Raw genomic sequence first — 10000 nt, forward strand, 5'->3', positions numbered from 1 at the left:
TACCCCGCATTGCCGATTATCCAATTGATTCTGTTTTTCTAAGGCGTTGGTCTCCCCTTTCTTTCTCTTCAGAAAGCATCACCAAGGATCAACTCTATACTTTACTAGAAGCGGCGCGCTGGACACCATCCGCCTATAATTCACAACCTTGGCGTTTTATTTATGCCATGCGCGATAGCGCTCTTTGGCCGGATTTTATCGAATTACTGATCGAAGGAAATCGAGGTTGGGCAAAACAGGCCGCAGCTATCATTTTCATTATTTCCAAAAAAACGTTTTTGTCGCCTATCAGCAATACAGAGAAAGATGCGCCCAGCCATAGCTTTGATGCAGGTGCTGCATGGATGGCAATGGCACTTCAGGCGACTCAAATGGGTCTCGCCACACGCCCAATGACAGGGGTATATTTTGATAAGGCGCGGCAGCTTTTAAAGGTGCCTCAAAATTATCATATTGATGCCGCGATTGCAGTCGGTCATCCAGACACCCAAACTGAACCAGAAGAATCACATAGCCGTCGTTTAAAATTTTCAAATATGCGCCGCTCTATCCACGAGATGAGTAGAGAAGGTTATTTTAAATTTTAGTAAGATTTTTCTTCAAAAAAGTTATCTTTTCCTATCCTAAATTCTAATTTACGGTATTTTCTATTCAAATGCTTGCGCTCTTATGTCGGTTCCGGCATGGCCTTTACACATATTAGGTAGAAGGAGTGCCCCATGCGCATTGCATTGTTGGCCGGAGATGGAATCGGCCCCGAAATCACAGCTGAAGCCGTCAAAATCTTAAAGGCGGTTGTCGGTCAGGAAATCGAATTTGATGAAGCCTTAATCGGTGGCGCAGCATGGAAAGTAACAGGAAGCCCGTTACCGGAAGAAACCCTGAAATTATGCAAAAACAGTGATGCAATCCTGTTTGGCTCAGTCGGCGATCCAGAATGCGATCATCTCGAACGCGCCTTACGTCCAGAGCAGGCTATTTTAGGTCTTAGAAAAGAACTGGATTTATTTGCCAATTTAAGACCGGCGCGTTTATTCCCGGAATTGCAGGCAGAATCACCTTTAAAAGAAAATATTGTCACCGGTACCGATCTTATGATCGTTCGTGAATTGACGGGTGATGTCTATTTCGGCACGCCGCGTGGCCAACGCAAAGATGATCAGAATCGCCGTGAAGGCTTTGACACGATGCGCTATAACGAAGATGAAGTAAAACGCATCGCTCGTATTGGTTTTGAAACAGCACGCTCCCGCAGCGGTAACCTCTGTTCGATTGACAAATCCAATGTTCTCGAAACTTCGCAGTTATGGCGGACTGTTGTACTGGAAATCGCTCAGGAATATCCTGATGTTGAACTCAGCCATATGTATGTTGATAATGCAGCGATGCAGCTTGTTCGCGCACCAGACCAGTTTGACGTTATTGTTACCGGTAATCTCTTTGGCGACATTCTTTCTGATTTGGCCTCAGCTTGCGTTGGTTCAATCGGTTTATTACCCTCTGCTTCGCTTAATAGCGAAGGTAAGGGTCTTTACGAACCGATTCACGGCTCTGCTCCTGATATTGCTGGACTGGGTAAAGCCAATCCACTCGCAACGATTCTGTCTGGTGCCATGATGCTGCGCTATAGCCTGAAACGTGAAGCAGATGCTGATCGCATCGAAAAAGCTGTTTCGACAGCTCTCAAAAAAGGCGCTCGTACGGCTGACCTTGGTGGTAAAATGACCACTTCTGAAATGGGAAATGCTGTTTTAGCGGCTCTTAACTGATCTACCTGTATCTTCTATAGGCATTTAAGCAGCGCTTTTCTCATTTTATAGAAACAGGAAAAAATTATGAAACGGCATACCGGACTTGACCGGAATATAACCCGTAAATGGCGTCCGGCAACGCAAGCAATCAGAGGCGGTCTCGTCCGCTCGGAATTCGGTGAAACGAGCGAAGCTCTTTTCCTGACTTCCGGCTATTCCTACGAACGGGCAGAAGACGCAGCAGAACGTTTTGCAGGCGAGCAAGAGGGTATGATTTACTCTCGTATGCAAAGCCCAACGGTCATGATGTTGGAAGAAAAGCTGGCCTTAATAGAAGGCGCAGAAACTTCTCGCACGATGTCCACTGGCATGGCTGCAATGACTTCAGTTCTGTTGTCAGCGCTTTCAGCTGGTGATCATTTTGTCATTGGACGAGTGGCTTTTGGATCATGCCGCTGGCTTTCAGATTCGTTGCTCCCTCGCTTCGGGATTACTGCAACAGTTGTCGATGGCGCTGATGTCCAGCAATGGAAAGATGCGATCCAGCCTAATACCAAGCTGTTCTTCTTTGAAACGCCGACCAATCCTACTCTGGAATTGGTAGATATCGAAGCTGTTTGCAATGTCGCTAAAGAAGCTGGTATTCTGACGGTTGTTGACAATGCCTTTTGCACACCTGTTATCCAGAAGCCGATGGATTTCGGGGTAGACGTTGTTGCCTATTCAGCCACCAAGATGATGGATGGACAGGGTCGCGTTCTGGCAGGTTCTGTTGCCGGTAGTAATAAATTTGTCAACGAGACATTGCTGCCTTTCATTCGTAACACTGGCCCCAACTTATCCCCATTCAATGCATGGGTTGTAATGAAGGGACTGGAAACGCTTGAATTGCGCAGCATTCGCCAAAGCGAAAATGCACAGATTTTGGCAGAATTCCTTGAAAAACGGATTCCTCGCGTTTCCTATCCGGGTCTGAAATCTCATCCGCAATATGCGCTTGCGAAGAAGCAGATGAAGACCGGCGGAACCGTTCTTGCGTTGTTCTTGGGTAAAGATCGCCAGCAGGCACTTTCCTTACTCAACAATTTAGAACTGATTGATATCTCTAATAATCTTGGCGATACACGTTCTTTAATGACGCATCCTTGTTCAACAACCCACAGCGGCGTTGCTGAAAAAGAGCGTTTGGCTATGGGCATCACCGAGGATATGTTACGCTTTAGTGTAGGCCTCGAAGATGTCGAAGATCTTAAGGAAGATCTAGATCAGGCGCTTCGGAAAATCGGCTTATAATTCGCTAGAAAGCGTCTATCGTTAGAGTAAAAGAAGGGTAGATATGTCAGCAAAGGAATATGGGTTATGAAGCGGACACATCTACCCTTTAATGGTTTACGGGTCATGGATGCGGCAGCACGCCATTTATCCTTTACCCGCGCGGCCGATGAATTGGCTGTAACACCGGCCGCAGTCGGGCAGCAAATTCGAGCATTAGAAGATACTCTGGGTGTTGTTCTCTTTCGGCGTAATGCGAAAGGGCTAGAACTAACGCCCGAAGCATTGGCTGGACTAGACGCATTAAGAGAAGGCTTCTTAAAATTCGAAGAAGCTGTGCAACGAATGCAGGCAGGGCAATCCTCAAAAAGACTGACTATTGCTGCACCACGCGATTTTACTGAATCATGGCTTTTGTCAAAATTAGCTCAATATCATCAGCAAAATCCTGATATCCAATTCACACTTTTAGCAATTGAGAATGATCTGGACTTTACGCAAGCTAATTTGGATGTTGCTATAAATTATACCGATGATCCGGGTAATCATGAAGCCATTACCCTTAGTGATGGCCTGATGGTGACTGTTGGCCTGCCCGATTCTCCAGAGGTATTTATCGGTTGGCCAAATGCCGAGTATGAGGCAGATATACCCATCATTTTACATGTTGCTCACGCGGGTCTTGCCATCACCGCTGCCTTAAATGGATTGGGGCGCTGTCGAGTGCCGCTTATTTTAGCCAAGAAGCTAATCGAAAATAAGGAATTGCAACAATTTGGGTCTATCACCGAAAGCGAAATGCAATATTGGCTTATGGCACCTTTACCCCAATGGCGGCAAAAAAAGGTTAAAGCCTTGACCGCTGCACTGACAGCTAATTTAGAAAGTGAAATATAATTATCTTATAGGTGCGCCACCCGCCGCACATTCAGGGTGAACCACATTCTGTGGAGTTTCTTTAAGCTGGATAATTATGACCTTGGCAGGCTGCTTCCCCAGACTCCCCGAGATATGCCCCTGTTTTCCATTCACCATTTGGGCTAATTGATCGCCGCCAAAAGACATTTCTCCAGCACCCATTTTAACAATTCTCCCGTCAGTAGTTTTGACAAACCAGCGGCCAGAAAGGGGAATAATCCACTGCGGTTCTGGATTTTTATGCCAATTTCCGATCCAACCTACAGGCATAATATTAAAGACATATCGCTTCGTCGCATGATCCTGTTGCGATACCCATTCGGGATGGTCTGTATGCGCAAAATCCTGCAAAGCCAGATTGTGAAGCGCGCAATGCGTTTGATGGGTCACACCTTGTGCATCAGCCCAAACACTCCAGTAAGGGATACTCGGCGATGACTTTTCGGCTTTGGCTTGAAAGTTAACAGCTGCCAAACAGCAAAGGGCTAAAGCCGTATATTTCATTTCTAATGCCTTCTCTCGCGTTACTTTCTAAAAATACTCACAAGAGAGATGCTTGTTCACAAGCCATCATAAAATTTTTAATCAGTCGCTGCCTTATCCCAAAAAAACGATGATAATAGGCTGATTCAAAATGAAAGCGCAAAAAGAAACCACTTAATTTCAGCCCTTGTTGCAAGGCTTCTTGGTTAGGTAAATCAGGACAAGACACAGAAAAAGGTGCTTTTAGAAAGTTCGGTAAAACTAACAATTTTTTCTCATGACCTTGGGCAGCTTGTCGACTGACTGCCGCATGATGTTTTGGACTTACCCAGTCCAGACAGGATTTTTGTCCGGTCATGATGCAACGGGATAAATGTAGACCATATCCCAATTCTGATAATAGCAATAATTCAAAACGAACCAGCTCAGTCATCCATAAAACAGGCTCATCCGTTTTTTCTATAATATCCAATAATCTTTTCAAATTTTGGAAGAGATAAGGCTCTGGTTGGCCTTCTGGAAGAACGGAGGCTGTAAATGGGCATATCCAGCTTAAAAAAAGAGCCGCTAAGGGGTGCTCCATCATAAGCCCTCGGCTATGCCGTAATTCTATCTTGATAGAAGGCAAGGATCGCCCAGCTTTATCATGCCAGCTTGCCTGAATATAATTACCCACAAACAACAAAGGGCGACGGTAACGGGAATGCGCGCCTTGTATATATCCTGTTCTAAGGCCTTCTTCAGTCAACAGTCTGATAATAGCGCCATTTTCGCTGTGAAAACGGCTGGTTAAAAGGATGGCAGGAACCGAGACCATTTTCATCCTACACATACCCTCATAAAAATTTTCTCCGATTATTTACGCGAGGCTATGATGAAAAAAGTCGTAAATCTGTCGAGCTATTGCCGAGGAAATCCCATTCACTTTTTCTAGCTCAGAAAGCGATGCATTTTTTACATCACGTGCTGTTCCAAAATGTAACAGCAAAGCCTTCTTACGGCTCGGCCCAATACCCGGCACATCATCCAAAGGACTGGAGGTCAGATTTTTGGCTCTTTTAGCGCGATGGGTTCCAATAGCAAAACGATGCGCCTCGTCTCGCAATCTTTGAAGGTAGAAAAGTAAACCGCTATTTGGCGGCAAAGCATATTCACTACCATCAACTAAATGGAAATGTTCTCGTCCCGCATTACGATCTGGGCCTTTTGAAATACCAACAATGGCAACGTCTGAAATACCTTGTTCTGCCAGAATATCTTTTACGGCATGAACTTGTCCTTTTCCTCCATCAATCAATAAAAGATCCGGCCATTCGCTACTTGAATGATCTGGGTCGCTTCGTTCCAACCGCGAAAAGCGACGCATCAAAACTTCTCGCATCATTTCAAAATCATCACCTGGATTGACGCTAGGCGATTTGATATTAAATTTACGATAGCTATTACGACGAAAACCTTCAGGGCCAGCGACAATCATGCCACCGACCATATTAGTGCCCATTATATGGCTATTGTCATATACTTCGATTCTGTCTGGCATCTTATCCAAATGGAAGAGCTTGACCATTTCCTTTAATAATTGCTTCTGAGTAGAAGCTTCAGCTAAACGTCGATCAATAGCTTCTTTCGCATTCCGCGCAGCCTGATCTACCAACTTTCTCAAGTCACCTCTTTGTGGTTGGTAAAATTTTACTCGATAGCCGCGTTGCGATGATAAAGCGTCTTCTAAAACATCTTTATCGCTGGGGAGATAATTGGTCAGAATATCTTTCGGGGCAATTTTATTCTCATAAAACTGCCCTAAAAAACTTTGCATAACGTCTTCTAAAGGCTGTTCATCAATATGATTTAAGTAATAGGCATGATGTCCCCAATTCTGTCGATTACGAATAAAGAACACTTGGATACAAGCAAGCCCTGCCTGACTTTCTATACCGAATATATCTGCATTTTTTAAATTGCCGCTGCTAATCGACTGGTGGCTTTGGATAAAAACCAAAGCCTTTAAACGATCTCGATAAACGGCTGCCAACTCATAATTCAAATCATTTGAAGCCTGCTCCATAGCTGTCACCAGCTTTTTCTGGACATGAGTCGACTTCCCAACCAGAAAATCACGCGTATCTACAACAAGATCACGATAGTCATCTTCAGAAATCCGGCCAACACAAGGCGCTGAACATCTTTTTATCTGATACAGCAAACAAGGGCGCTTACGATTGCGGAAAAAACTATCAGAGCAGGATCTTAATAAGAACAACTTCTGCAAGCTATTCAAAGTCAAGGTAACAGAATCCACACTTGCAAAAGGGCCATAATATTTCCCCTTGGCACGCCTTACGCCACGATGCCTTTGAAGCGAAGGGAATTGCGGAAAAGTGCCATCCTCTTTTAATAAAATATAAGGAAAACTTTTATCGTCTCGTAACAGAATATTATAAGGTGGCCGATAGCGCTTGATAAGCTGCGCTTCTAGTAACAAAGCTTCGGATTCGGTTGCGGTTGTTACAATCGTCATGCTGCGCGTTTGTGAAACCATGCGCTGAATCCGACGCGACAACCCTGATATCTGGGTGTAATTAGCAACACGATTTCTTAAGGCACGCGCTTTCCCGACATAAAGGATATTTCCCTTGCTGTCATACATCCGATAAACTCCAGGACGAAGTGGCAATGTTTTTAAAATATTGCCGATTGCCGCGACACCTTTTTCAAGGTCTGGATGATCGGTTCCTTTAAAAACGTCCAGAGTTTGTTTTTCGCTGAAACGATCTGTTTCTTGGGATTGGTTATTCAGATCGAGCCTCGTCCATCTTTTTTAAAAAAGCTTTTTAGAATGACCTTTGAAATCATTCTGTCAAAAAAAGAGTTAAGAGGATATGGCTTTAAAACAAGGTTTTTAAATAGTTTTTACAAAAGTAATCATTTGATTTTAATCAGTATAAGACAACAAAAAAGCGCCGTCGCAAAGGCGACGACGCCGATTTGTACAGACATAACAATCCTATCAGTTAAGGCGTGTGCCTTGCTGCTTCAAAGAATCGATTGTCTGATCTATCAAAACCTTATCATGCGACGCATCATTCTGTTTTTGAATGATCTGGGTCGCCGCCTGAAGCGCTAATTTGGCAGCAGTTTGCCGAATTTCAGCAACAGCTTCCTGCTCAGCAGCCGCAATCTGTTCGGTCGCCATTTTCTGACGACGCTCTACTAATTGCTGGGATTGAATCTTGGCATCAGCAATGATGCTGCTTGCATCTTCTTTGGCTCGTTCGATGATCGCTTCAGCTTCACTTGTAGCCTGACGCGTTTTTTCATCATACTCGGCCTTCAGAGCTTCAGCTTCCTTGCGCAAGCGTTCAGCATCACCAAGGCGGGTACGAATCTCATCAATCTGTTTATCCAGTCCCGACGTAATAATAGACGGAACTTTTTTCCAGACCAGAACGAGTAAAAAGACAACGATGGAGGCAGAAACCCAAGCCGGGCCACTTAATCCAAGAAAAGTCGACTCGTGGGCTTCCGGTTGAACACCTCCCGGTGCCTCGGTTGTCGCCGTTACCTTCGGCGCCGCAGGCGCGGTCTGAGGCATCGCTTCAGACATCGCCGGAGAAGCTGGCGCTGAAGTCTGAGTTGTATTAGCCATTAGGTAATCTCCCTCAGACCATATCAGCAGAAATAACTTGTGCTACAGCTTTGGTAATCTGTTCTTTTGAAACAGAACGGCCAGTGATCTGCTTGACAATATCGTGAGCAATATCACTCGCGATATTCTCAAGATCGGCCATTACCTTCGATTTCTCATCAGCGATCCGCATTCTAGCAGAATCGATCCGATGGTCATAATCGGCATTGGCCGCAGCATTTTGTTGGGACGCATCCTTCGAGGCTTGTTCTTTAGCAGCCTGCAAACGGGACTGTGCTTCGGAACGCACCTTGGCAAGACGCGACTGGCATGCCTCATCCGCTTCTTTCGCTGCTTTGTGAGCAGCTTCTGCAGCAGCAAGATCATCAGAGATTTTGCTGTCGCGGGAATCCATCGTGGATTCGACTTTCACGAGCATGGTCTTGGCAATACCAAAATAGATAATACCAAATACCACAAGCATCCAGAAAACCTGGGAAGCGTAAGTAGAGGCAAGCTGGGCTATCTGAGGCATGATCGCATCCAGACTTTATCTAAGAACAGTTTTAACGCTGTCCTTTAACTGAACTTACTGTATTTTTCGAACACCGGCTGAAAAAACAGCCGGTGCGAAAAATACTGCGAAAACCTGAAAATCAGGCAACGAAGATCAGCAGAATCGAGATAACGAATGACAGAAGACCCAAAAGTTCAGCAGCGGCGAAACCGATGAACAAACGGCCCTGCTGGCCATCGGCCGCAGCCGGATTACGCAGTGCGCTTTCAAGGAAGCCAGCGAAAACGCTACCAACGCCAACGGAAGCAACACCGGCACCAACAGCAGCAACACCACCACCGACTAACTTACCGAGCACTCTTGCAGCTTCAACGTCCATGACAATACTCCTTTACCATTCCATATACTGGGAAATCAGTGAAGATTGATCGCGTCGTTCAAATAGAGCGACGTAAGCAAGGCGAAAACATAGGCTTGAATGGCGCAAACCAAAAATTCAAGCGCAGAAATACCAATCATTAAAAGAAAGGTTGGGATACCCACTAGGGTATAATAACCTGCCAGAAAAGCAGGCGAGGCAGATTGAACCGGCGGGTTAACAATAAAGTTAGCCAAAACTTCCAAAAGGACATGCCCAGCGGTCATGGCGACGAAAAGACGAAGCGCAAGACTGAAAGGCCGCAGAATGAAAGAAAAGGCTTCAATCCCGGGGATCAGCCAAATAAGTGCCATGGGGGTACCATGCGGCACAAACAGCTTAAAAAAGCCTAGTCCATGACGCGTGAAACCCACAACAAGCACGGTACCAAATGCAATCGCCGCCAGTGTTGCCGTAACGGTAACATGACTGGTTGACGTGAAAGGTTCTGCACCCGGCAAGAAACCGAATAACGGAACTAATCCAAGCAAATTGGCGAAAAGGATGAACATAAAAAGGGTGAAGATCAGCGGGGTAAACGGACGACCTTTGGGGCCGATGTTTGTGCTGACCATATCGTTAACAAAGCGAGTCATGACTTCCACGGCCATCTGCCAGCGACCGGGAATCAACGCCTTCCTCCGACCACCTGCCATAAAAATAGCAAGAGCGGCCATTGCAATCACCATCCAGAGAGCGGAGTTGGTGAAGGAAATATCATATTTTCCGATATGAAGCCCATGTAAAGGCTCCACGGTAAACTGATGCATGGGGTCTACATTATTAGTAGCAGCCATATTACGAGCCCCTAGCTATCTATCCATTAAAGAACATACAGGTTTTACTCTGGATGTTCACGAGAAATCCGTACCACATTTCTAAACGCAATACAGACCCCTAATAGAAGAAATATGATCAGAAATATTGGTTTAGTTCCAATCAGGCGATCGAACAACCACCCGATAAGTCCGCCACCAGCCGGGCCCGCAATCATCTCAGTCAACACTCTGTTTCCT

12 protein-coding genes are annotated in these 10000 nt (G+C 45.4%); 4 read left to right on the forward strand and 8 right to left on the reverse strand.

The annotated features are described in order from the left end of the window. The 4 genes from LDL18_RS00040 to LDL18_RS00055 form a co-directional block, all read left to right on the forward strand. On the forward strand, window positions 1-587 hold a 587-nt coding region (locus tag LDL18_RS00040), incomplete at its 5' end, for a nitroreductase family protein (protein ID WP_296505808.1). A gap of 132 nt (window positions 588-719) precedes the next feature. Beyond that, window positions 720-1769, forward strand: a complete 1050-nt coding sequence (gene leuB / locus LDL18_RS00045; protein WP_296505810.1) for a 3-isopropylmalate dehydrogenase — start codon at window positions 720-722, stop codon at window positions 1767-1769. A 66-nt stretch (window positions 1770-1835) separates the two neighbouring features. Continuing rightward, window positions 1836-3044, forward strand: a complete 1209-nt coding sequence (locus LDL18_RS00050; protein ID WP_296505812.1) for an aminotransferase class I/II-fold pyridoxal phosphate-dependent enzyme — start codon at window positions 1836-1838, stop codon at window positions 3042-3044. Between the two features lie 66 nt (window positions 3045-3110). Next, entirely contained in the window at window positions 3111-3920 is an 810-nt protein-coding gene (locus LDL18_RS00055) for a LysR family transcriptional regulator (protein ID WP_296505816.1), read from the forward strand. Here LDL18_RS00055 and LDL18_RS00060 read toward each other — a convergent pair whose 3' ends face one another. The 8 genes from LDL18_RS00060 to LDL18_RS00095 all read right to left on the reverse strand — a co-directional run bounded on the left by LDL18_RS00060 (window position 3921) and on the right by LDL18_RS00095 (window position 9978). Continuing rightward, entirely contained in the window at window positions 3921-4445 is a 525-nt protein-coding gene (locus LDL18_RS00060; protein WP_296505818.1) for a cupin domain-containing protein, read from the reverse strand. 37 nt (window positions 4446-4482) lie between these two features. After that, complete coding sequence (recO, locus tag LDL18_RS00065; RefSeq protein WP_296505820.1) at window positions 4483-5247, reverse strand: DNA repair protein RecO; 765 nt, start codon at window positions 5245-5247, stop codon at window positions 4483-4485. A gap of 36 nt (window positions 5248-5283) precedes the next feature. Beyond that, window positions 5284-7071, reverse strand: coding sequence for an excinuclease ABC subunit UvrC (uvrC, locus tag LDL18_RS00070; protein ID WP_296505822.1), 1788 nt, complete (start codon window positions 7069-7071; stop codon window positions 5284-5286). Between the two features lie 360 nt (window positions 7072-7431). Continuing rightward, a complete protein-coding gene (locus LDL18_RS00075; RefSeq protein ID WP_296505824.1) occupies window positions 7432-8070 on the reverse strand; it encodes an ATPase in 639 nt (212 codons plus the stop codon). A gap of 13 nt (window positions 8071-8083) precedes the next feature. After that, window positions 8084-8584: an ATPase gene (locus LDL18_RS00080; RefSeq protein ID WP_296505826.1), complete on the reverse strand. Its 501-nt coding sequence runs from the start codon at window positions 8582-8584 to the stop codon at window positions 8084-8086. Window positions 8585-8705: 121 nt separating this feature from the next. Continuing rightward, window positions 8706-8945, reverse strand: coding sequence for a F0F1 ATP synthase subunit C (locus LDL18_RS00085; protein ID WP_011240562.1), 240 nt, complete (start codon window positions 8943-8945; stop codon window positions 8706-8708). 35 nt (window positions 8946-8980) lie between these two features. Then, a complete protein-coding gene (locus LDL18_RS00090) occupies window positions 8981-9781 on the reverse strand; it encodes a F0F1 ATP synthase subunit A (RefSeq protein WP_011240561.1) in 801 nt (266 codons plus the stop codon). Between the two features lie 44 nt (window positions 9782-9825). Then, on the reverse strand, window positions 9826-9978 hold the full coding sequence (locus tag LDL18_RS00095; RefSeq protein ID WP_365974400.1) for an AtpZ/AtpI family protein: 153 nt from the start codon (window positions 9976-9978) through the stop codon (window positions 9826-9828). Between the last annotated feature and the right edge of the window lie 22 nt (window positions 9979-10000).

The sequence above is a fragment of the Zymomonas sp. genome (genome assembly GCF_020216885.1).
In the GTDB taxonomy this organism is placed as follows: Bacteria; Pseudomonadota; Alphaproteobacteria; order Sphingomonadales; family Sphingomonadaceae; genus Zymomonas.